Source organism: Candidatus Accumulibacter similis (assembly GCA_013347225.1).
GTDB lineage: Bacteria > Pseudomonadota > Gammaproteobacteria > Burkholderiales > Rhodocyclaceae > Accumulibacter > Accumulibacter similis.
This window is the reverse complement of record CP054595.1, coordinates 3,762,330-3,785,422: the sequence shown is the minus strand read 5'-3', so window position 1 is coordinate 3,785,422 and position 23,093 is coordinate 3,762,330. Positions and strand designations below refer to the sequence as shown.

Annotated in this window: 20 protein-coding genes and 2 pseudogenes; 13 read left to right on the top strand and 9 right to left on the bottom strand. The window is 67.8% G+C overall.

All coding sequences use genetic code 11. The annotated features are described in order from the left end of the window. Positions 1-12 precede the first annotated feature (12 nt). From nifV to HT579_16595, 12 genes are all read left to right on the top strand, one after another. Complete coding sequence (gene nifV / locus HT579_16650) at positions 13-1,137, top strand: homocitrate synthase (protein QKS30400.1); 1,125 nt, start codon at positions 13-15, stop codon at positions 1,135-1,137. A gap of 23 nt (positions 1,138-1,160) precedes the next feature. After that, complete coding sequence (locus HT579_16645; GenBank protein ID QKS30399.1) at positions 1,161-1,688, top strand: hypothetical protein; 528 nt, start codon at positions 1,161-1,163, stop codon at positions 1,686-1,688. A gap of 15 nt (positions 1,689-1,703) precedes the next feature. Then, the gene (locus tag HT579_16640) at positions 1,704-2,018 is read left to right on the top strand and encodes a nitrogenase-stabilizing/protective protein NifW (protein QKS30398.1); all 315 of its coding nucleotides are present in this window, start codon (positions 1,704-1,706) and stop codon (positions 2,016-2,018) included. Between the two features lie 4 nt (positions 2,019-2,022). Next, a complete protein-coding gene (locus HT579_16635; GenBank protein QKS30397.1) occupies positions 2,023-2,484 on the top strand; it encodes a nitrogen fixation protein NifZ in 462 nt (153 codons plus the stop codon). Further along, a complete protein-coding gene (gene nifM / locus HT579_16630) occupies positions 2,477-3,346 on the top strand; it encodes a nitrogen fixation protein NifM (protein QKS30396.1) in 870 nt (289 codons plus the stop codon). Before HT579_16635 ends, nifM begins: the two co-directional genes overlap by 8 nt. Positions 3,347-3,534: 188 nt before the next feature. Beyond that, the gene (locus HT579_16625; GenBank protein ID QKS31680.1) at positions 3,535-3,714 is read left to right on the top strand and encodes a hypothetical protein; all 180 of its coding nucleotides are present in this window, start codon (positions 3,535-3,537) and stop codon (positions 3,712-3,714) included. A gap of 1,579 nt (positions 3,715-5,293) precedes the next feature. Next, the gene (locus tag HT579_16620; protein QKS30395.1) at positions 5,294-6,661 is read left to right on the top strand and encodes a DUF4062 domain-containing protein; all 1,368 of its coding nucleotides are present in this window, start codon (positions 5,294-5,296) and stop codon (positions 6,659-6,661) included. 104 nt (positions 6,662-6,765) lie between these two features. Further along, positions 6,766-7,830, top strand: a complete 1,065-nt coding sequence (locus HT579_16615) for a MoxR family ATPase (protein QKS30394.1) — start codon at positions 6,766-6,768, stop codon at positions 7,828-7,830. Between the two features lie 879 nt (positions 7,831-8,709). After that, entirely contained in the window at positions 8,710-10,713 is a 2,004-nt protein-coding gene (locus HT579_16610) for a formylglycine-generating enzyme family protein (protein QKS31679.1), read from the top strand. A 19-nt stretch (positions 10,714-10,732) separates the two neighbouring features. After that, a complete protein-coding gene (locus HT579_16605) occupies positions 10,733-11,203 on the top strand; it encodes an HRDC domain-containing protein (GenBank protein ID QKS30393.1) in 471 nt (156 codons plus the stop codon). Between the two features lie 9 nt (positions 11,204-11,212). Further along, positions 11,213-11,698 carry a hypothetical protein gene (locus HT579_16600; protein ID QKS30392.1) on the top strand — a complete coding sequence of 162 codons (486 nt, stop codon included), beginning with the start codon at positions 11,213-11,215 and terminating at the stop codon, positions 11,696-11,698. Between the two features lie 342 nt (positions 11,699-12,040). Further along, positions 12,041-12,958: a formylglycine-generating enzyme family protein gene (locus tag HT579_16595; GenBank protein ID QKS30391.1), complete on the top strand. Its 918-nt coding sequence runs from the start codon at positions 12,041-12,043 to the stop codon at positions 12,956-12,958. 218 nt (positions 12,959-13,176) lie between these two features. On the opposite strand, the gene HT579_16590 is transcribed toward HT579_16595, so the two are convergent. The 4 genes from HT579_16590 to HT579_16575 form a co-directional block, all read right to left on the bottom strand. Continuing rightward, the gene (locus HT579_16590) at positions 13,177-13,401 is read right to left on the bottom strand and encodes a hypothetical protein (protein QKS30390.1); all 225 of its coding nucleotides are present in this window, start codon (positions 13,399-13,401) and stop codon (positions 13,177-13,179) included. Then, complete coding sequence (locus HT579_16585; protein ID QKS30389.1) at positions 13,398-13,604, bottom strand: hypothetical protein; 207 nt, start codon at positions 13,602-13,604, stop codon at positions 13,398-13,400. The genes HT579_16590 and HT579_16585 overlap by 4 nt, the downstream gene beginning before the upstream one ends. Positions 13,605-13,802: 198 nt before the next feature. Further along, the gene (locus HT579_16580; protein QKS30388.1) at positions 13,803-13,946 is read right to left on the bottom strand and encodes a hypothetical protein; all 144 of its coding nucleotides are present in this window, start codon (positions 13,944-13,946) and stop codon (positions 13,803-13,805) included. Further along, complete coding sequence (locus HT579_16575; GenBank protein ID QKS30387.1) at positions 13,939-14,550, bottom strand: DUF2062 domain-containing protein; 612 nt, start codon at positions 14,548-14,550, stop codon at positions 13,939-13,941. The genes HT579_16580 and HT579_16575 overlap by 8 nt, the downstream gene beginning before the upstream one ends. Before the next feature lie 204 nt (positions 14,551-14,754). Here HT579_16575 and HT579_16570 point away from each other — a divergent pair, with 204 nt between their 5' ends. Beyond that, complete coding sequence (locus HT579_16570) at positions 14,755-15,564, top strand: SDR family NAD(P)-dependent oxidoreductase (GenBank protein QKS30386.1); 810 nt, start codon at positions 14,755-14,757, stop codon at positions 15,562-15,564. A gap of 1,708 nt (positions 15,565-17,272) precedes the next feature. On the opposite strand, the pseudogene HT579_16565 reads toward HT579_16570, so the two are convergent. From HT579_16565 to HT579_16545, 5 genes and pseudogenes are all read right to left on the bottom strand, one after another. After that, positions 17,273-17,857: pseudogene (locus HT579_16565) on the bottom strand (SAM-dependent DNA methyltransferase). A 130-nt stretch (positions 17,858-17,987) separates the two neighbouring features. Next, positions 17,988-18,632 carry a DUF4276 family protein gene (locus HT579_16560; protein ID QKS30385.1) on the bottom strand — a complete coding sequence of 215 codons (645 nt, stop codon included), beginning with the start codon at positions 18,630-18,632 and terminating at the stop codon, positions 17,988-17,990. Between the two features lie 2 nt (positions 18,633-18,634). Beyond that, positions 18,635-20,026, bottom strand: a complete 1,392-nt coding sequence (locus HT579_16555; GenBank protein QKS30384.1) for an AAA family ATPase — start codon at positions 20,024-20,026, stop codon at positions 18,635-18,637. Positions 20,027-20,409: 383 nt separating this feature from the next. Next, positions 20,410-20,499, bottom strand: a pseudogene (locus HT579_16550) (type III restriction endonuclease subunit R). A 285-nt stretch (positions 20,500-20,784) separates the two neighbouring features. Further along, positions 20,785-22,935: an FAD-dependent oxidoreductase gene (locus HT579_16545; protein ID QKS30383.1), complete on the bottom strand. Its 2,151-nt coding sequence runs from the start codon at positions 22,933-22,935 to the stop codon at positions 20,785-20,787. Positions 22,936-23,093: the final 158 nt, after the last annotated feature.

Below are 23,093 nucleotides of genomic sequence, written 5' to 3'. Positions count from 1 at the left end.
TTGATGCTTGCCATGAACCACCAACCCGCGATCGCTATCGTCATCAACGACACCACCCTGCGTGACGGGGAGCAGTCGGCAGGTGTCGCCTTCAGTCCCGACGAAAAGATCGACATCGCGCGCCGCCTGGACGCTGTCGGCGTTCCCGAGCTGGAAATCGGCATTCCGGCGATGGGCGAGGCCGAACGCGAGAGCATCCGGGCGGTCGCCGCACTGCGACTGAAGGCGCGCCTGATGGTGTGGTCGCGGATGGATCGTGCCGACATCGTGCTGGCGGCGAATCTCGGTGCGCACTCGATCGACATCTCCGTCCCCGCCTCGGATCAGCATCTGCAGGCAAAATTGCGTCGTCATCGCCAGTGGCTGCTGACGCAGATCGGTGTGCACGTGCAACTGGCGCGTGACCTCGGTTTCGCCGTCGGCATCGGCGCCGAGGACGCCTCGCGGGGCGATCCGGATCTGCTGGTGGCGATCGCCGAGGCGGCGCAAGCCGCCGGTGCGCAGCGCATCCGCTTTGCCGACACGCTGGGCGTGCTCGATCCGTTCGCCACCTTCGAGCGCATTCGCCACCTGCGCTCGCGATGCGACCTCGAAATCGAGATGCACGCCCACGACGACCTCGGGATGGCCACGGCCAACACGCTGGCAGCCGCCCGTGCCGGCGCAACACACCTCAACACGACCGTCAACGGGCTTGGCGAACGCTGCGGCAACGCGCCGCTGGAGGAGGTCGTACTGGGGCTGCATCTGTGCCAGGGAATCGACGCCGGGATCGATCTCGCCGGCCTGCCCGCGATCTCGCAGCGGGTCGCCGTCGCCTCCGGGCGCCCCCTGTGCTGGCACAAGAGCGTCGTCGGCGAAGGCGCCTTCACCCACGAGGCCGGAATCCATGTCGACGGCTTGCTGAAGGATCCGGCCAATTATCAGGGTTTCGATCCGCGTCTCGTCGGTCGGCGTCATCGCGTGGTTCTCGGCAAGCATTCCGGAGCGCGCGCCGTGCAGCAGGTCATGGCGGGCCTCGGTCATGAGCTGTCGGATGCCTCCGCACGGGCGTTCCTGCAGCGGCTGCGCGGCTTCGTCGCCGAAAGGAAGCAGGCGCCGTCGACGGCCGATCTCCTGGCCCTGCTGCGCTCGTGAACCGATGATCAAGGAAGATGGCAATGGCTGCCCGACTCGAACTCCTCGAACCTGGTGACGACGTCCTCTATTTCGACGAGCCCTGTCCGCCGCGCGTCGCGGCCCAGATCGACGCCGCGGCGCGTGACTACGGCCAGCCGGTGGCCGAGCACCGGCTGCTCTTTGCCTATTTTCTGGCGCCGGAGCAGCTCTCGGTGTTGGTCGCGCTGTACCGTTACTATTTCTATCAGCATCGCCTCGACGATGCCCTGCTCGTCGCCGAGCGGGCGCTGGAAGTCAGCGGCCGCCGCCTGCAACTGGCCGGGGGCTGGCGCAACCTTGGGCCACGCACGCTCGGCGAGGCGGCAATGCGCTCGATGGGCATGCTGCGTTTCCATCTGCTGGCGCTCAAGGGATCGGCGGTGATCCTCTTGCGCCTCGGGCAAATCGGCGAGGCTTGCTGCCGCCTGCGGACGATTGCCTGCGTTGACCAGCGCGATGCCCTCGGCGCCCGGCCGCTGCTCGAGATCATTGATCGCCAGTACGCACCGCTCACCGAACCCTTGGACTGAAAAGAGGAGAAAGCCATGACCTGCGCCAGCGACACCTTTGCGGACGAACTCGCCGAGCTGAGTTCGGCGGAGGAATTCCTTGAGTACTTCGGCATCGACTTCTCCGTGCCGGTGGTGCAGGTCAATCGCCTGCACATCCTGCAACGCTTTCACGACTATCTGGCCAGGCAGGAAGCCGGCAGGACGCCCGACTACCTCGCCTACCGTCACTGGTTGGCGCGCGCCTACGCCGACTTCGTCGCCTCCAGCGCGCAGGCCGAAAAGGTCTTCGCCGTCTTCCAGAGGGCCGAGGGGTCGTCCTTCGTTCCCCTCTCCTCGCTGACGGACTGAACCCGTGTTGCCGCGCTGGGATCATGGCGATGCGGTACGACTGACGCGCAACGTGCGCAACGACGGAACCTTTCCCGGTGTGCCGACTGGCGGGCTGCTGGTGCGACGCGGGCGCATCGGTCATGTACGCGGGGTCGGCACCTTTCTCCAGAACCAGATCATCTACGCCGTGCATTTCCTCGACGAGGGGCGCCTGGTTGGCTGTCGCGAGGACGAACTGCTCGGCGTCAACGAGGCATGGATCGAGAGTCGTTTCGAGGTTCGCCAGCGGGTGCGCGCGCTGCGCCCCCTGGCCGTTGACGGGAAGGTTCGCGTCCCGGGTGGCAGTCGCGGCGAGATCCTGAATCTCGAAAGATCCGCGACCCAGGGCGTCGTCTACCGGACGCACTTCGACTGCTTCGCGGGTGTCGCCCTGTGGGTGCCCGAGGCGGCGCTCGGTGCATGGCGGCGGTCAGACGATGACTGAGGCGGGTGGCATCTACCATGCGATCAAACTTGCCGCGCAGTTGTTCGGCAGGCCGCTGGAGTCTCTCACCGCGGCCGAACGGCGCCGGGTCAGCCATGTCGCCGCCCGGCTGCAGGAGATCGAGACGCTGATCCTGGGGACCCCGGAAGCGGCCAGCGTGCTGCTGCCGGCGGCCTCGATCGACGCCAGCCTGCTGGCGATCCGTCGTCGCTACGCCGACGATGACGAGTTTCAAGCCGAACTCGGGCGCCTCGGCCTCGATGTGCCGTCGTTGCGCCAGGCGGTGGCGTGCGACCTGGTGGTCGAGGCGGTGCTGGAGGAAGTCGCGGCGAGGTCGGAACCGATCAGCGATACCGACGTCGAGATCTACTGGCACCTCAACCAGCATCGCTTCCGCCAGGGCGAAACACGCCTGCTGCGACACTTGCTGGTAACCATCAACGAGGACCTGGCGGGCAGCGGGCGGCACGACGCGCGCGCCCGCATCGATGCCATTCGCACGCGGCTCGTCAGCGAGCCGCAGCGCTTCGCCGAGCAGGCACTGAAGCATTCCGAATGCCCCAGTGCGGTGCGTGGTGGCCTGCTCGGCAGCGTGCCGCGTGGGCAACTCTATCCAGAACTCGATGCGGTGGCCTTTGCGCTCGCTGAGGGGGGGCTCTCCGAGGTGATCGAAAGCGAACTCGGCTACCATCTGGTCCGCTGCGATGCCATCCACAAGGAACGACGGCTGACCTTCGCGGACGCCCGCCAGACGATCCGCGAACATCTCGAAAGCCGACAGCAGGCCTGCTGCCAGAAGGCGTGGATCAAGGCGCTGCGCCGGCAGGCTGGGGCAGGATCCCCTGTTGCGCACCAGCGGTGAACATCGACGCAGGCGTCACGGACGCCTGGCAACAGATGCCGGCATCGGTTGGCCGTCGACTGCCAAGCAACGGAACGGGTCTGAGCGGGCCTTCCTCTGCTCTTCCTGATCTTCTCCCAACCGGATCGCAGCTTGACCGCCATGCATCGCGGCCCATATACTTCTCTGCCGTCGTCGGATTTCCTGCCTTGGTGAAACCAAACTATCAGTTCGAAAAGCGCCAGCGAGAGCTGGAGAAGAAGCGGAAGCAGGAGGAGAAGCGGCTGCGCGACCTCTCTGCCAAGGCTGTGCCGGAGGGCGCTTCCGGGCTCGACACAGCCGCTCTGCCCGTATCGACCGCGGGTGACGACACAGGCAAAGCCGGCTGAGGGGCGCCACCGGGCCGGCTGGTCCTGCCCCTTGGGGCTGACCAGCCAGTGATTCTGGTGCTTTCCCGGAAGCGGGCGGAGCGCGGGCGCAGCATACCGGTCATGGCGCCCTCCAACCGGCGCCAGCAGTGGTGCCAGGGGCTGACCGAAAGATTCCTCCTGCCCTGCCGGATTCCTGAAGCCAAGCCGTATCACGCCGCGAGCCGGCAAGGCCGGTGCCGCCCCTTCGAGGTGCCCGAAATCGTCATCTGTTCCCAGCAGTTCGCCAGGAGCAGGGCCGGCGCGTGCAGGCCGTGCCGCGGGACCTGATGGCGATCGATGAGCGCACCGCCTGCGCAATGGCCATGAGCCGTCGAATGTCATCGCCGGCGCACCCAGACTGGCGTTGGCCGGCAAGCACAGGCTGCTGCTGACGGCGACGCCGCTGCCGAATTCCTTGCGGGAGTTCATTTGATGATGCCGAAGACGGGCTCGCCCGACTGCGTGCGCAAGGTACCGCGGGTTCGTCCCGATTTGGTCTTCAAGCGATGCGACAGGGCCTGCACGGAGTAGCATTCGCCGCCGGCGGCGCCGGCTCGCTGTGCCGTTGCCGCCAGTCAGGATGGTGCGCGTCGCGCGCGCGGCTCGCGGCACGGTCGGGGTCTCGCCGCCGCCGACCACGGGCGTGGCGATCGGCGATGCGCGATGCGTGGCAGAGAGCGTTCGCGCCGCTGGCCACCGTGCAGGCGTAACCGATAAACAGCCGGCGTTCTTCCCCGCGCTCGTCGTCGTGACGAGAATCCCTTCCTTGGATCACGGAATGAGGTCAGGCATGGAGAAGACGACCAGGAGGTTGCGGGTGAAGCGTGGCGCGGAGCAGTGGCGGGTCTTGCTGTCGCGCTTTGACGGCAGCGGTTTGAGCGTCGCTGAATTCTGCGCGCGAAGGAATCAGCGATACCAGCTTCCATCGCTGGCGGAGCCGCCTGCAGGCCGGCGGCAGCAGCAAACCCGCCCGGGCGGCGCCGGCAGCCTTCCTCGATGTCGGCGTGCTGCGCCGCGAGCACCCGTCGGCTGCGCGTCTTGAACTGACCCTCGACCTCGGCGGAGGTCTGCAGCTGTTCCTCGTTCGCGGCTGATGTTCTTCCCGGAAGCGCGAATTCGCGTGCAGGTCTATGGTTGCCCGGTCGACATGCGTCAATCCTTCGACGGGCTGATTGCGCTGACGCGCCACGCGCTGCGCGAGGACCCCGTGAGCGGACAACTCTTCGTCTCTTTAACCGGCGCTCGACACTGGTCAAGGTGCGCTACTGGGACCGCCCGGACAACGCAAAGTCCGCTCCTTCGATGTCTTTCACTCCACCTCCACGGTATGATTGGACATGGTTGTCGCGACCGGATCCGCTGCCGGCCGATCCGCGCAGCGAGTGCTTTTCGGGGTGGCGAAGCGGGTCGCTGGTCTGCCCGGACTCACGTGTCGGGTGCGCGAGCCAGCGGCGGCATCGCTCCCGCATCGACGAGTTGTGACCTCGAAGGAAGCCAGCCTGATCGTGCGCACCCCGGGGGTGGGTGCGCGGGACGCTTGCAACCGGAGCAGCAAGGCATGCGACTCTATCTGTCTTCGACCCTGTCCGACCTGGAGGAGGAGCGGCGGGCGGTCAAGGAGGTCCTCAGTGGCCAGTACACGGTCGTCGAGAGCTACGAGGCCGATCCGCGACCACTCTGGCAAAGCTGCGTCGCCGACGTCGCCACGTGCGCGATCTACATCGGCATCGTCGGCCTGCGCTATGGATTCGTTCCGCCGGGGCAGGGCAGGTCGATCACCGAACTCGAATTCGACGCCGCGCTGGCGGCGGGTCTGTCTTGCTTCGTCTTCGTCAGGGAAGTCGATGCCATCCCGGCCTCCCGGACCGATCTGTACACGAACGAGAATGATCCGGCGCTGATCAAAGCCTTTCGCGCACGCCTGTCGTCCGGGGCGAGCGCCATCCCGCGGGCTGCGCTGTTCAGCAGCGCCGACGATCTGAAGGTGAAGGTTCTCAGGGCGCTGCAGCGGCAGCCTGGTCAGGGGGCCGCCGGACCTGGCGTCGATGGATCATCGCCGCAGGCACCGCAGTCCGACGCCGCTCCACCGGCGACCGAGTTGCAGAAGCTGCTCTGGAACTACCTGCAGCAGAACTGGCCGACGTTGCGCACGCAGCAGAGCTTCACGCGTGCGAGACTGCTGGCGGGAATTGCCGCTTCGCCGAGTCCGGAGGCGGTCTTCGATCTCGCGCGAACGGCGCCCGTCGAGCGGTTGCTGGTGGCGACGCGCCGCTTCTTTCTCGACCGCGGATTGCGTGCCTGGGCGAACAGCTCGCCGGCCGACGGAATCGTCTGCAGCGCCATCGTCCGCATCGCGCTGGTAGCTGCCGAACGCCACTTCGAAGCGCCGTGCAAGGCCGAGGCGCAGGCGCGCAGCGATCACGATCCGATGCTCAGCCGGGATCGGCTGGTTGCGACAATCGAGGCAGCGACACGCCTGGGGTTCGGACTGTGCTTTTCTCCCGGCAGAGACGAACCGGACAACGTCTTTCCCCTCGTCCATCCGGTTCCGGAACCCGGAGTGCGCGATGAAGAAGGCCTGGCGCTTTCGCGCAGCGAATTGTGGGCGACGATACAGCGTCGTTCGGTCGACGTCGACCGGAAGCTCAGCCCCGGCTATCTGCGCGAGCTGATCCGCGAACTCGAGGAGGATCTGGGAACCGCGCTCGTCGTCAGCAGCAACGCCACCGGACGCCTCGCGAGCGGCGAACGGCGCGCCGAACTGCAGGCGTATCTGCGTGGCGATTTCGGCGTCCGGAGTTTCTTCAGGCAGCCGCCCAACGGCGCGCTCCCAGACTGGCTGAAGACGATCGAGTCGGATCTGCGCGAGACCTTCGAGCCGATCCTGCAGCCGCAGTCGCCGCCAGATCGGGCGCCGGGGACTTGACCGATGACCAGGGCAGCGTCGACCGGCTCGCCCCCGTCTGGGCCGGTCTCAAGCAGTCCTGGCCCGCTTTTCTCGCGCTCTTCAACTGACAGACAGGCAAACCGATGACCGCACCCGCCACCCCCAATTCTCCCTTCGCCGCCCTGCAGCCGGGCGCGGTCCAGGAACTCGGCGAATCCCCCGGCCAGGCGCGCGCCTGGCACCAGTGGTCGGCGGCCGAGATCGACGCGCTGACGCTGGCCTACGCGGCGCGCCGGCCGCTGCTCGTGCGCGGCGAGCCCGGCACCGGCAAGACGCAGCTCGCGCGCGCCGCGGCCGACGCGCTTGGCTGGCGCCTGCACGCCGAAACGATCCATCCGCGCTTCGAGCCGCCCGAGCTGCTGGCGCGTTTCGACGCCGTCCGCCGGCTCGCCGACGCGCAGGCCGGCGCGGCCGCCGAGGAGAAGCTGAAGGACCTGAAGCGCTACTGGCGGCCCGGCGTGCTGTGGAAGGCCTTCGGCTGGGAGTCGGCACAGGACTTCCTGGCCGACGGCGAGCGCGGCATCGATCCGGCGGCGCCGGCCGGGCACGTCGTCCTGATCGACGAGATCGACAAGGCCGACAGCGACCTGCCGAACAGCCTGCTCGAAGTCCTCGCGCAGCGCAGCTTCCGCGTCGAGCCGCTGCCACAGCCGATCGGTGGGCCGAATGCGCAACCGCCGTTGATCGTCATCACTACCAACGAGGAACGCGAACTGCCGGCAGCCTTCCTGCGCCGCTGCATCGTCCTGACGCAGCAGCCGGACCCTGGAATGAGCTACCGCGACTGGCTCGTCAGGCGCGGCGCGGCGCATTTCGCGGAATTGCCCGCGGACCCGTCCACCCCCAGCCCGCCGCGCGCCGAGCTGATCGCGGCGGTGATCCTCGAGCAGGCCGCCGACCAACTGGTCAGCGACCGGCAGCAGGTGAGCAACCTCAACCTGCCGCCGCCCGGCCTCGCCGAATACCTCGACCTGCTCTACGCCTTGCACGAACTCTTTCCGGGCCAGACGGGCGCGCAGCGGCAGTGGCTTGGTCGCCTCTCGGCGTACGGCTATCTGAAGCAGGGCGTCGTTGCCGGCCAATCCGGCGTGTCGCAGACGCGGGCGCCGATCGACGGCCTTGCCGAGGCGCCGGCGGAGAATGGCTGAATGAGCAGTCGCGGTTTCGCCGGCCGCGCCGACCTGCTGCGCGCGGCGGTTGCCGTCCGCGGCGCGCAAGCCGTCGGCAGCGACGAGGCGATCGCCGCCGCCCTCGCGCCGCTCGCCCGCCTGCTCGACCTGCATCGGCAGCCGAAGCCAGCGGATCGCAGCGGTCCGTCGGTCGACGAGCGGCAGCAACCCGGCGACGCCAGCGGCCGCAGCCAAGCCGGGGCGCCGGCCAGCGCCGCCGGCCGCCGGCCACCCCTCTCGGCGGCGCATTTCGCGCTCGTCGAGTACAGCGTCGAGGCCGCGGCGACGCCGCCGCACAGCCAGCCGTTGCCGCCGCTGACGCGCCTCGACTGCCAGCCGCGGCGATCCGGCAACGCGCCGCACTCGCCGCTGGTCGGCCGCACGCGGCTGTGGCCGGCGTTGCAGCGCGCGCTGGCGTCGCCGCGACGCGGCCCGCTCGACGTGCCGGCGCTGGTCGGCGAACTGTCGCGCGCGCGTTCGCCGCAGCGCCTGCCGCGGCGGCTGCTGCGCCGCTGGGGCGGCGAGATGGACGTCGTCGTCGATGTCGCGCACCGGCTCGTTCCCTACGACGCCGACTACCGCGAGCTGCTCGGCGAAGTGCGCCGGCGGCATGGCCAGGGCGGTCTGCGGCTTTGGGTCGTCGATGACTCGCCGTTCGCCGCGCGCGCGGTCGCTGCGGCGGGTCGCGCGTCGCCGCCCGCCGCAGCCGGGCCGATTCCCTTGCCGCCGCCGGCGACGCGGGTGCTGATCCTCGGTGACCTCGGGCTGCTCGCCGGCGATCCCGCGCGCGCCGCGGCGTGGCAGGAGTTCACGCGCCGCCTCGCCGAGCACGGCGCGCTGCCGGTCGCCTGGCTGCCGATGTCACCGGCGCTGGTGCCGGCGGAGGCGCTGCGTCACGCCGAGCTGCACTGCCTCGATGGCGCGCACGGCCTGCGCGCGCTGCGCGCGCGCAACGCCGGCACGGCGACGGCGCCTGTCTCGCCACCCGTCGCTCCGGCTGGCGACGCGCCGATCGGCGCGGCGGCGCGGCACCCGCTGCTGCCGGCGCTGCTGACGCGGCTGGCCTGCTGCGTCCGCGTCGAACCCGGATTGCTGCGCGCCTTGCGCCGAATCGACACCGACGCCGCCGCCGAACCCGGCGTCGAGGCGATCGCCTGGTCGTACGCGCCGGCGGTCGCTGCCGGCAGCCGCTTCTGTGAACTCACCCCGGCCGGCGTCGCCGAATACCGCGATCGCTTCAACGAGCTCGCCGCCGCCGAGCAGCAGGAAATCCTGCGCCGGATCCTCGCTGCGCACGCCTGGCGCGGTCGCGCGACCGAAAGCGCCGAACTGCTGATCTGGCACGCGCATGCGAAGCTCGAAGCGGCCGGCGACGAATTCGTCGGCCGGCTCGCCGAAGCGCGCGACTGGTTCGCGCGTTTCGGCGCCGTCGCCGAGGAGACGGTGGGCGACGCCGCCGGCTATGCCAACGATCTGTTCGATCGCCACGGTGGCGACCGCGCGTGGATCGAGGCGAACTCGTCGCTGCTGGCGCCGATCTGGGCGCTGGCCGGCGTCGACGACATTCCCGTCGGCCTGCGGCCGGCCGACGTCGCCGCCGCCCGTCGGCGCGCCGGTGCGGACGCGGTGAGGCGCACGTGGTGGCTGCGGCAACAGGACGATCGCTTCGTCCTGCTGCCGGATCGCGGCGAAGCGGCTCCCGGCCGCTGGCCGGCGCTGACCCTCGAGGGCGGTGTCGTCTGTGGCCTGCGCAGCGATGCCGGCTGGCGGCAGCGATGGATCGAGCCACGCACGGCGCCGGTGACGCTGCCGGTGGCACAAGCAGCCAAGCTCTCCGCGATTGCCATCGACAGCGGTCGCCGCCATTATCGCCTGGCGCGTCTGCACCGCCCGCGGTGGGCGAACGAGCTGGGACGCGACGGCCACGGCCTGTATCTCGACGTCGACCTCAATGGCGTCGTGCAGCGTTTTCGCTGGATCGACCCGGGAGAGTTCATGATGGGGTCGCCGGACGATGAACCCGAGCGCCATGACGACGAAGGACCGCGCCACCGCGTCCGGCTGACCAAGGGCTTCTGGCTCGCCGACACCGCGTGCACGCAGGCGCTGTGGCGGGCGGTGATGGGCGGTGAGAATCCGAGTCGTTTTCAGGACGATGCGCGCAACCCGGTCGAGAACGTGTCGTGGGATGACGCGAGTGCCTTCCTGCAGCGTGTGGCTTCGCTGGTTCCCGGCCTCATTGCTGAATTGCCGACCGAGGCCGAGTGGGAATACGCGTGCCGGGCGGGAAGCGATACGCCGTTCAATTTCGGTCTGACGATCACTCCCGATCAGGCGAACTGCGGTGGGAATTCCCCCTATGCAGGCGGCGAGAAAGGCGTTTACCGGCGGAAGACGGTGCCGGTGAAGTCGTTTGCGCCGAACCGCTGGGGTCTGTACGAGATGCACGGCAACGTCTGGGAATGGTGTGTTGACGGGAAGCGCGCTTACGACGGCAGCGACCAGGAGAATCCGCGCGGCGCCGAGGGCGCGGGCGAGTGCGTCGTGCGCGGCGGCTCTTGGCTCTTCGAGGCCGGGTGGCTTCGCTCCGCCTTCCGCATCGAGTGGCCCCGCGACTTCCGCGTCGTCACCCAGGGGTTTCGCTTTGCCCTGAGGTCCACCAGCCAGGAGCAGGTTGCGGGCGCGGAGCGCCTGCAGCAGGACTTCAACCCGGCGGGGCCGGAGGCCCCGCCGGGTTTGGCTGCCTTCCCGGGACGGGAAGGCAGCGTGGCTGCTTCGGCGGATGCCGAAGCAGCCACGGGTGGGCGCGGCAAGCTGGGCAAGGCGATTCCGAAGCGATCACGAAAGCAGACAAAGCGGTGAAAGAGGAGAGCGATCAGCGATGACCCTGCGTTTCTTCGCCATCCCGGCCTGCGACCCCGTGGCGGCCGAGGCCGAACTCAACCAGCTGCTCGCCGCAAGCCGGGTGCTGACGATCGATCGGCATTTCGTCGCCTGCGGCGAGTCGTCGTTCTGGGCGGTCTGCGTGCGGATCGCCAGCGGCCCGGGTCCGCTGCCGGAAGCGCTGAAGTTCGATCAGGGCAGCGCCCGCCGCGTCGATTATCGTGAAGTGCTCAGCGAAGCCGATTTTGCCGTCTTCGCCAAGCTGCGCGAACTGCGCAAGAGCATCGCCGAGGCCGATGGAATCCCGCCATACGCGGTGTTCACCAACGAGCACCTGGCGAGCATGGTGCGTGGCAAGCTGAAGACGCTCGACGCGCTCGGCCGGATCGAGGGGGTGGGGCCGGGGCGAGTCGATCGCTATGGCGCGCGCTTTCTCGCGCTGCTCGAGCAGGCGCTGGCGCCGGCGTGAGCAGCCCGCATGCAGCGACAGGCGATCACCCTCGCAGCACTTGCCGAGCGCAGGAATCTCGAACTCGCGACCTGGAAGGCGGCGCGCGGCAAGAGCAGCCGGCCGGCGGTTGCGCGTTTCCTCAACCAGCTCGCAGGCGACATCGTCTGGGGCTGCGTCAGCCGGCAGGCGGCCGCGGAGAGCGTCGCGCTGCTTGCGGCGCACCTGGCGGACGAGCGCGCGCTGAGCCTCAAGCCGCGGCTGCGCATCGCCCGCTCGGCAGAGGGGACGCAGTTCTGCGGCTTTCGCATCCGGCAGGGCGTCATCCTCGCCAGCCGGCGCAAGCTGGCGCGCTTTCGCGCCGCGCTGCAGCGGATCGAGCGGGTCGCGGCGACCGGCACGGTGTCGGAAGCCGACCTGCAGCGCGCCAGCGAACTCGCGCTGGCGACGCTCGACGGCTGCCAGAGCCTCGGCTTCCGGCAGCGGCTGTTGGCGGCGTATGAATTTCAGGTATAGTGGGGCAGGGATGTCGGTCACTGTAAAGGAAAGCCACCCGCGTCGTGCGCGGCGGCTCTTGGAACAACGAGGCCAGGAGGCTTCGCTCCGCCTACCGCAACGAGAGGCACCGCGACAACCGCAACGAGAACCTCAACGACCAGGGGTTTCGCTTTGCCCTGAGCTCGATGGAGCCAACGGCATGGACTTGCCGAGAACCATGGAGCAGACGCGACGTCCTGCCGGCACGGCTTGCCGTGCCGGCGAACCGCAAGGCGCCCGGGGCGCCGGTAGGCGAGAACGGTGGATGCCGGCGCCGACAGCCCCCCGGGTCGCCGCCTCCGCCTGCCACCGCCCCGCCCGATGAGCCGCGCAGCGCTCGTGGCAGGCGGACCCTTTCCGTCCGAAGACGCGCGACGGCCGCCCGTACTGCCGCCTGCCTGCGCGAGCGCCTGGGGTGACGATGCCTACGGGCTGTGGATCGACGTCGACCTGGCTGGCGTCGTGCAGCGCTTTCGCTGGATCGAACCCGGCGAGTTCATGATGGGGTCGCCTGCCGACGAGCCGGAGCGAGGGGAACGGGAAGGGCCACGGCACCGCGTGCGCCTGACGACCGGCTTCTGGCTTGCCGACACCGCCTGCACACAGGCGCTGTGGCTGGTGGTGATGGGCGGGGAGAACCCGAGCGCTTTCCGGGAAGACGCGCGCAACCCGGTCGAGAGGGTGTCGTGGGATGAGGTCAGTGGCGCCGCTGGTTTCGTGCAACGCGTGGCTTCGCTGGCGCCGGGTGTCGTCGCGGAACTGCCGACCGAGTCCGAGTGGGAGTACGCGTGCCGGGCGGGCAGCGAAACGCCGTTCAATGTCGGCGCGACGATCGGTCCGGAGCAGGCGAATTACAACGGCAATATTCCCTATGCGGGGGGCAGGAAAGGCGAGTTCCGGCAGAAGACGGTGCCGGTGAAGTCCTTTGCGCCGAACGACTGGGGTCTCCACGAGATGCACGGCAACGTCTGGGAGTGGTGTGCCGACGGGCTCCGCGACTACGCTGACGAGACCGTCGAGAATCCGCGTGGCTCGGGGGACCCTACCACCGACGTTGTGCGCGGCGGCTCGTGGAGCGTCGGGGCTGGGGCGCTTCGCTCCGCCTTCCGCGGCGGGTGGCCCCGCGGCAGCCGCAATGAGTTCGTGGGGTTTCGCTTTGCCCTGAGGTCCACCAATCAGGAGCAGGAGGCAGGCGCGGAGCGCCTGCCTGCGGCAAGCGGGGTCACGCGGGACGCGTGACCCCGGCGGCGACCTGTCCCGGTTGTTTCCGGCACTGCTGAACCACGTACCACCGTTGCATGATCGGCTGCGGTTGGCTCGTATCCATTCGGCGGGGATCGTGATCCTCGTCTGCAAGACGACACGTGCCGGAAGCCGCCGCCCGCGTCCCCCCGTCGTCTGCAGCCGCGAGAAAAATCAGTCCTGCAGGGTGCAGTCTCGCAAGAGGCTCTCTTGCATCACGCTGCCAACAGTTCGTGCAGCCGGGTGGCTGTTTGCTCCGGCACCTCCACAGCCTCGAAAAGAGAAGCCGGGTAGAGAAAGTCCTCGCCGGAATCGTCAATGATCCGCAGCATGCTGTGGCTGTCCGCCGGGGCAAGCACTTCATAGAGCCGGCCGAGCGTCAGGTCATCCGTCGAGAACTCGCCAAATCCTTCGCGAGACAGGCAAACCACAAACCTCATAGCCATTCCCTTATCTTGAGTTTCACCTTGCCGATGCCATGCGCCCCATGCCAGTGCAGTTCTGCCCTGGCGGTCGTTCGATCAAAGAGGCGCACCGTGGCGATCCCCTTCCTCTTCCGCCAATGGCCAACCCCGTATCGCTGCCGCAGCAGGGCAAGCTCCCGAATGTCGCTGCCTTCGGCGATGGTCTGGGCATCCGCCATCTTGCCGACGATACGGAATTCCCTTGCTCAATGCTACTCCGATTCCCGGACTTGCCAATGCCTTGACGCACACATCGGTAGTCAACCACAAGGGAAGGATGGATGCGATCACCACCTCCTCGACTCCCAACAACCCCACGGTGGAAAATCGCGCTCGACGCAGGGGAAGCGGGTATCGGGGAGGTGTCTGGCGCAATGTTACACGCCATGCCGAAGCAGGCCGTTCCACAAAGCACACGGCGCATTGCCGGTGCCGGACATCGAGACAGCGGTGCCGCTGACCAGCAGGCGGTCGCCGCTGGCGAGCGGCTGCTGCAGGTCTGCTGGCAGTCCTTCAGGCATGCCGTTGCCGCTCTGCCGCCGTCGTCATCGGTTCGCCGCTCGCTGCGTGTGGACTGGCCGCTGCGCCGGTGCCTGGCTCGTCACCCGGCGCGTCGGGTCGTCGCCGGCGGCGCTCGAGCCAGCGCCAGGCGAGGTGGATCGTCAGGTGGCAGCAGAGCGCGGCGGCGGTGGCGGTGATCGTCAGCCCGACGAAGAGCGGCCAGCCGATGTCGCCGAGACTCTGCCACAGCCCTGGCTCCGCCGCGCTCGCGCCGGCGGCGGGCTGCTCCGCCGCTGCCGCCGGGTCGGCGGTGATCCACAACCCGAGGCGGTAGGCGGCGTAGTAAACCGGTGCGAAGGTGACGGGGTTGGTGACGAAGGTGCTCGTCACGGCTGCCGGTACACAGGCGCGCAGGGCGATCGCCGTTACGACCGCCAGCGGTATCTGCGCCACCGGAACCAGGAAACCGAAGAAGACACCGATACTGACGCCACGGGCGACACCCGCGCGCGACCAGCGCCAGAGCTGCGGATCGAGCAGCAGCGGACCCAGCCAGCGCAACCAGCGGTTTCTGGCGAGTCGTTCGCGCGTCGGCACGAGTCGGGTCAGGCGATCGAGGAGCATCGGTTCTCCGCCGTCGCGCCGCCGGAGGATGATCGGGAGGGCCAGGCAGGCGCTTCATCGGAAAGGATAGACCGGCAGGGGGTAGAATGCCAGCCCGCCGCCGATCGGGCGCTGCGACTGGTCGGGGCCGATCCGCGCAAACCCCGCCGTTGCGCACAACGCGGGGATCGCCCGATACTATGGACTCGTCCGCGGAAGCAGGCCATGAACCCGACAGAGGACCCCTCGACCGTACTCATCACCGGCGCATCGTCGGGAATCGGCGCCGCGCTGGCGCACTGCTTCGCGCGTGCCGGCCACCGGCTGGTGCTGGTCGCGCGTCGTGCCGACCGGCTGCAGGAGCTGGCGCGGGCGCTGGCCGGCGAGCATGGCGTCCGCGTCGTCGTGCTCGCCGCCGACCTCGCGCAGGCGGGCGCCGCGGCGGCGCTGGCGGCCAGACTGCGGCGGCGGCGACTGGCGATCGACATCCTGGTGAACAACGCCGGCGTGCTCGAGCACGGCGCCTTCGCGCGCATGGACGCAGGGCGGCAGCAGCGGCTCATCGATCTCAACGTCTCGGGACTGACGGCGATGCTGGCGCAGTTCGTGCCGGAGATGGTCGAACGCGGGCGTGGACGGGTGCTGAACATCGCCTCGATCGCCGCCTTCCAGCCGGTTCCCTCACTTGCCACCTACGCGGCGAGCAAGGCCTTCGTGCTGTCGCTGAGCGAGTCGCTGGCCGAGGAACTGCGCGCGAGCGGCGTCACCGTGACGGCGCTGTGTCCGGGAATCACCGCGACGCCGATGTTGCGTGGTGCCGTCGAGGCGAGCGCAGCACTCTCGCGGCTGCCGGGTTTCCTGGTTGCCGACGTCGACGCGGTCGCTGCCGAGGGCTACGAGGCGTGCATGCTGGGCGAGGTGATCCGCGTTCCCGGCCTGCTCAATCAGGCGGCGACGATCGCCGGGCGGGCAGTACCGAAGTGGCTCCTGCGGCGCATCGCCGGCAGCATCGGCCGCAGCACCCTGGATGGCTGAGAACGCTGGCGGGCGCCTCGGTGCTCCTGTCGCGGCTGCGCGCCGCTCACTGCGGGTTCGTCGCGCATGGCCCGTGCTGCTCGCACTGCTCGGCGGCTGCGCCGGCTTCGTCCCACAGCCGGGTCCCGATCCGGAGCCGCCGACGGCGCGCCATGCGCCGCTGACCCTGCCGTTCATCGCCGTCGGCGACACGCAGGAGCATCTCGCCAGCGGCTTCCCGGTGCACGACAACGATGGCGCCATCGATGCCTTCGTCGAGGTGGCGCAGCGGCCACCCGAGCAGCTTCTGTTCGGCCGTCGCCTGCTCGAATGGGCGTTGCGCAGCAATCCCGACATGCCCTTCCTGCACCTGGGCGACGTCATGGATCTGTCCTGCCGCAGCGAGGCCGAGCGGATGGCGCGGATCTTTCGCACCGCGCCTGCCGAGGGCGCGATCCTGCCCGGCAACCATGACGGCCTGATGTTCGGCATCTATGCCTACAGCCTGCTGCAGGCGATGCTCGATGCCGATGGCCGCAAGTGGAACCATGCCTGCCGGCGCGGCGCAGCGGCCGACGACGATCGTCACCGGACCGACAACGAGGCGTTCTCCAAACGTGACTTCATCAGCCTCTATCTCGCCGAACAGAGCCAGCGTAGCCCGGCGAAGGCGGGGCTGGCGGCGCTGCCGGGGCAGGGCAGGCAGACACTGAGCTGGCGCAATCCCGACGGGGGTGCCTTCCTGTCGGCCATCGAGGCACAGGTGCTCGACGGCTTCGACTACGCCGATTCCTTCGTCGCGCAGCGGTTGCGCCTGCCGCGTGCGCCGGCTGCGACACGCGACACGATCATCATCGGCCTGGACACGAACCAGGCGGGCCGCCTGGTGGGCATCTGGGACACGATCATGGGGCGCAGCCCGGGCAGCATGGGGCACATCGACCCCGACCAGATCGGGGCGGTGACGCAGTGGGTGGACGAGGCCGTCGCCCGTGGCGACATCGTCATCTTCGCCGGCCACCACAACTGGCGTTCGCTGGGGCTGCCGTCGCGCGTTCTCCTGCGCGTCCTGATGCAAAGGCTCGAGCATCCCCTGGTCTACCTTTCGGCGCACACGCACCGCGGTTTCTGGGCGCTGCATCGCGCGCTCGACCGGCGCCCGCTGCTCGAGCTCAACGTCAGTTCGCTCTCGGACTGGCCGATCGCCTACCGGCGCATCAGTTTCGCCTACGACGAGGAGGCGAGGAGCCTGCTGGTGCGCGGCGAGCTGATGCCGCGCGGCGACCGGCCGACGCGCAGCGATGCCGACCTCCTCGCGGCATGGGAAAAGGAGGCATGTGCTGCCGCCGCCGTGCCGCTAGACCGCATGCGCGCCGAGGATGCGGCGCTGGTGAAGCTGCAGCGGGAGTCGCGCGGCAGCCTGCTCGAATGGCTGGTCGAGTTCCTCGCGCCGGTCTGCGAGGCCTGCGAGGAGCCGCTGTACCGGCATGCCCAGGCTTACCAGGACGCACTGCTGCAGACCATTCTGCAAGTGGATGCCGACCTGGGCCGCGAGGCGCATCGGCTGCACACGCTGACGCTGCCGAGCTGGTGCCGGCAGCAGGATTTCACGATCTGCGTGCGGGCGTTGCTCGACGAGCGCGCCGAGACCTTCACCGGGCAGGTCGAACTGTTCCGTCGCAAGGCTGCGCTGGTCGCTCTCTTCAACGACCACCTGGACGACCTGGATTCACAGCGGGCACGTGCCTACATGAGCTGCCGCGCCGTGCTGGCGGCGCGGGCAGACTTCGAAGCGACGCCCGCGGATCGCAACAACGATCGCGGCGAGGACAAGCGCCGGGCAGAGCAGTTCTTCCGCACCGAGGCCAGCGTCGGCATGGAGTGAGGCGCGGCGCTGCTGCACCGACGTCCGCCGCGGCGCCCGGTCTCTAAGCCTCCCTTGGTGTGGGTGGATCTGGCCGTCTTTGAGCCTGGCGCCGAAGAACACTACAGCCTGCACGCCTTGCCCTCAAGAGATGCCCGTCGGCAGTCGCAGAATGGTATGCACATCGCAGCTCGCCAGCAGCTCAAGGCGAATCTTCTCGTCGGCGCTACCTTCAAGCAGGACGTTGTCCGGCAAGACCACCGCCGCTTCTCCGTCCATGTTCGACATGCTGGCGATGGGCTGCAGGAAGTTGAGGTGCTTGTTTGACGTCGTTTCCCAGAAGTCCTGCAGCTCGCAGGTCAACGCCTGTCTGTTTTCCTTGCCCTCTTCGTTGGTGATGGTCATGCTGCTCTTCTTGCCGAAGGGCGGGTTGGCCAGCACGTAGTCCACCTTGCGTCAGGAACAGCAGGTAGGTGCTCCAGGTAGTCGCCGTAAACCACGCCGGGGTCGCGCAGCGTGTGGCAGAAGTTCCAGGGTTTCTGGACCAGGGCAGAGGCATTCATTTCACGATTGACAGTCGTCAAAGTGCTTGGCGCAGTTCATACTCAAGCATGGAAAAAGCCGCAAGCTCTCGCAAGCGCGGCAGCGATACCTGTTCTCCCAAGGCATTCAACATCGGCGAGACTCCTCTTCTTCGACGTACCCCTGAGGGATGCGTCGCGTTGAAGGTCGCATTCAGCAACGCCTTTGGATCGGATGTGGCTTCCGCGACTCCAGCCGATGAAGGCAGGCCGAGTGCCTCGTCGGTCAGTGTGGTACCAAACACCCTGCGCAGGGCATCGCCATCGACGATGGCCCATGCTTCGGTCTCGCGCACCGGAATTACGGCGACACCGAGACGCGCCTCAGCGTGCTCCTGATGCAGTCCATCGATTGCCGGTTGAGCCTGTTCTCTGCGTTTGCGTTCAGGGTCGCCCGCACCGTCGGCATGGATGAAGAGTATGCGCCATGCATCCCGTGCCTCACGCGCCGCCAGCACAATCCGCTGCGCTCGGGACGCTTCATCTGCCGCGCGCGGATGGTCCAGGCGCAGCACTTCGCTCACCTCTACAGCATGCGCAGCGTCGCGCGTGCATACGTCTTCGCAGAGTCTCGCCAACAGCGGACACAGGAAGCTGTAGTCGGTGGGGCCCTCCGCATACAACGCGAGACCGAGGTAATCCATGCTCAGCCCTCCGCGCTCACCGTTTCGAGCATGTTCCTGACCTCCCAGTCCGATACGAAGCCTTGCGGAACATCGTCGTTGCCGAAAAGGGTCGTTTGCGGCCTTGCACTAACCGGGCGCAAGCGTGTCTTCCGGCGCTGCTCATTCTTTTCCGGATCGCTTACGGTAGCAGTATCGGCGAAGAGGATCCCAGTCCGCAGACTGAACTCCTTGTCGATCAAGGCCGACAACACGACCGGCGAATGGCTGTTGAGCAGCAGCTGGCTCAACGGCGCCGGTTCATCTCCCGCCAGGAATTCCTGTGGATAGCTCACCATGTCCCGCAAACGCCAGATCAGTTGTTTGATCCTTGCCGGGTGCACGCCGTTTTCCGGCTCTTCAAAGCAGGTCACTCCCCTGTGGCGCGGATCGTGCAGGAGCGTCAGCAGGGCCAGCACACGCAGCGTACCATCGGAAATCACGCGTGACGAAAACGGGACTCCGTCGCGCATCGTGAGCTGGATGCGGTATTCGCGACTTGCCTCGTGCAGATCGGCGTCGAGCGCCGTAATGCCAGGAATGAGGCCATTGAGTTCGGCGACGATATCGCTGAGAACTCCGCCGGGGCGCTCCTTCGTTGCCGTCTCGGCCTTCACTTGCGCGAGAACGGCAGCCAGGTTTGAACCGTCCGCAGCCAATACATCGCTTGCGGTCGCCGGCACTGGTTTGCGCAACAGGGCTGGATCGAGTTGCAGCAGTCGCCAGTGGCGCATTTCTTCCCGCAAAGCGAACAGGTGTGGAAACTCTGCATTTGTGATGCTGTAGAGTACGGTCGCTTCGGCCGCACTGGCCGGCCGATTCCGGCCTTGCTTGCCGTCCTGATGGACGCTGAAGGTGAGTCCCTCCGTCCGCTCTTCGGTCGTCAACCAGGCTTTGCTGCGATTGTACTTGAGGTACCGTGCCCGGAATTCCTTGGTGGGCGGCATCCACCTTGTCCACCGGTCATCCTTGCGCATGATCGGAAGCAATTGCTCGTGAGCCACCTGGATGCGCTCTATTCCCGGCTTGATCGTTCTCCGTTCCAAGGCGACTTCATAGCGCATGCGGGTATGGCTGAGCCGCACTTCGCTTCCCCATGGATCGCGGACGATCGGATCGACCAGTACTTCGGCGGCCAAGCGAATCTGATGGCCTCGTCCCGCAGCGGTCTGGCGGAAAAGCTCCAGTGGCTCGCCGCGCATCTCCTTGAACGCTTCGGCGACATCGCGGGTTGCAAGGTTGGCCAGCAACTGAATGACGTCGAACAGGTTGCTCTTGCCTGCTGCGTTGCTGCCGACGATCACCGTGAAGGGGGCAAGATCGATAACGAGGTTCTCGAAGGTCTTGAAGCCGTCGACTTCCAGGCGAGTCAGCATTTTGGTTTCCTCCCCGTGCGGGCGGCTGAGTTCTTGTGGTTACGCGACACCGTACGAACCAAGCGCGCAGCGCGGATACGCTCCAGCAGAATGTACGCAGGTTCGTCGTTCGGGTCTTGCGGCACCAGTGGGCCGGCGAAGGCGGCGCGCAGGATGTCCTGGCGTTGGGCGGCCGATTGTTTGAGGGCGTGCGCGGCAGTTGCCGGTCGCTCTACAGCATCGCGGTCGACTTCATTGACCATCCGCACAATCAGTGCTTGCCCGTCAGCCGGCGGAGCGGGGATGGCAAGGAGACTGAATCGGCCAAGGCTGACCTTCTTCTGCGCAACACCCTTTGTCATTGGTTCAATTCTCGTGCGCACGGCCGCGCCGGTGCCTACCGCCAGATTGAGCTGCTTGATGTCCTGAATGATCCAGCCGGCCTGTTCCAGCTTCTGGTCAATCTGCTGCCGTGCCTTGGCTTCTGGCCTCATGCGTGCTCCTCCCGCGCCGCCTATCGTTCACCTTCTGGACGTCTGCAATGCCCAGGAGCAGTCGGCCGCCCGTTGCATGGGCAAAGGCGATGCAACCCTTGGCGATGTCGTTCCAGTCTGCGGTCTTGCCGGTCACGGTCCGCAAGGACCCAGATTTCGGCCTTCAGGGCATGGGGACACCGAACGTACCCCAGAGGGTCATCTCAAAACGTCATCAGTCTAACAGGAGGCTCGTCCGGCATCCATCGGTGCCGGGCTTCATCGGCTCACAAGCCGCCCGGCCGCTCAGCCGCCGCCGCGCCGCCAGCCGTGCCAGCGTTCGACCCAGCGCAGCAGTCCTGCCGGCGCGTGCGCCTTCTTCCAGACGCCGGCGACGTACTTGTTCGCCTCAGCGAGCGTCGGGTAGATGTGGATGGTGCCGAGGATGCGGTTCAGCCCGATGCCCTGTTTCATCGCCAGCACGTATTCGGCGATGAGGTCGCCGGCGTGCTCGCCGACGATCGTCACGCCGAGGATGCGGTCCTTGCCGGGAACGGTCAGCACCTTGATGAAGCCATGCGCCTCGCCGTCGGCGATCGCGCGGTCGAGGTCGTCGATGTCGTAGCGCGACACCTCGCAGGCGATGCCGCGCTCCTTCGCCTCCTGTTCGTTGAGGCCGACGCGGGCGACCTCGGGCTCGACGAAGGTGGACCACGGGATCACCGAGTAGTCGGCGCGAAACTTGCGAAACGGCGCGAAGAGGGCGTTGACCGCGGCGTACCATGCCTGGTGCGCGGCGGTGTGGGTGAACTGGAAGGGCCCGGCGACATCGCCGGCGGCATAGATGTTCGGGTAGCGCGTCTGCAGGAATTCGTTGATCGCGACCGTGCGCTCACCGCCGATGCCGAGTTCGTCGAGGCCGTAGCCGCTGAGGTTGCCGATGCGGCCGAGGGCCACCAGCAAGCCGTCGAAGGGGATGCGGACCGCGTTGCCGGCATGTTCGGCGACCAGGATCTTCTCGCCCTGCTCGATGACGAACTCCTTCGCCTGGTGCTCGAGCAGCAGCCGCACGCCCTCGGCGCGAAAACGCTCGGCGACCATCGCCGACACCTCGGGATCCTCGCGCGGCATGATGCGCGGACCACGCTCGACCTGCGTCACCTGCGCGCCGAGGCGGGCGAAGGCCTGCGTCAGCTCGCAGCCGATCGGACCGCCGCCGAGAACGAGCAGGCGGCGCGGCAACTGGCGCAGGTTCCAGACGGTATCCGATGTCAGGTAGCCGACCTCATCGATTCCCGGCAGCTGTGGCACGAAGGGCCGCGCACCGGTGGCGATGACGATGCTGCGCGTGCTGAGCGTCTGCGTCGTGCCGTCGTGGCGGCTGACCTCGACCTGCCAGGGCGAGACGATCCGCGCCGAGCCCTCGATCACATCGACGCCGAGCTGGCTGTAGCGCTCGACCGAGTCGTGCGGCTCGACGGTGCGGATGATCCGCTGCACGCGCTCCATCACCTCGGCGAAGTCGAAGCGTGCCTCGGCCTCGGCAATGCCGAATTCCCGCGCGCGGGCGATGTGTGACAGCAGCCTGGCCGAACGGATCAGTGCCTTCGACGGCACGCAGCCGGTATTCAGGCAGTCGCCGCCCATGCGGTGCTTCTCGACCAGGGTCACCCTGGCCTTGACGGCGGCGGCGATGTAGGAAGTGACGAGGCCGGCGCTGCCGGCGCCGATGACCACCAGGTTGCGGTCGAAGCGCTGCGGCTTCCGCCAGCCGGCGTAGACCTTGCGCGCCTGCACGGCGTCGACGATCCTGCGCGCCAGCAGGGGAAACAGCCCGAGCAGCGCGAACGAGGCGAGCAGGCCGGGCGAGACGATGCCGGCGAGTGAGTCGATGCGCGCCAGTTGCGTGCCGGCATTGACGTAGACGACGGTGCCGGCGAGCATGCCGACCTGGCTGACCCAGTAGAAGGTGCGCGCCTTCATCGCCGTCAGTCCGAGCAGCAGATTGACCAGGAAGAAGGGAAAGACCGGGATCAGGCGCAGCGTGAACAGATAGAACGGACCGTCGCGCCGGATGCCTTCGTCCACCGCCTTGAGGCGTTCGCCGAAGCGCCCGCCAACCCAGTCGCGGAGCAGGAAGCGCGCGGCCAGGAAAGCCAGCGTGGCACCGATCGACGAGGCAAAGGAGACGATCACGGTGCCCCAGAGCAGGCCGAAGATGGCGCCACCGGCGAGGGTCATCAGCGCGGCGCCGGGTAGCGACAGTGCGGTGACCGCGACGTAGGCGAGGAAGTAGAGGCCGGCAAGCTGCCACGGGTGCTGCCGATGGTAATCTCCGAGCGCCACCTGCTGCGCCTTCAGCGCATCGAGGTTGAGATACTGGCCGAGTCCGAGCTGGAAGTAGGCGACGACGGCGACGACGATGACGGCGAGGATGGCGATCTTCTTGCTGTTCATGCTCATTCCTGGGCTGGGGTTCGGGGCGTTGGGCCTGTGTCGATGTGCCGCCTCGCCCGGGGGTTGCGGTTGCTGATGGCACTGCTTCGTCGCCGTCGCCAGTGAAAACTTACGCGCTTCACCGCGGCGGATCAGTCGGCCCCGGGACGCTGCAGCGG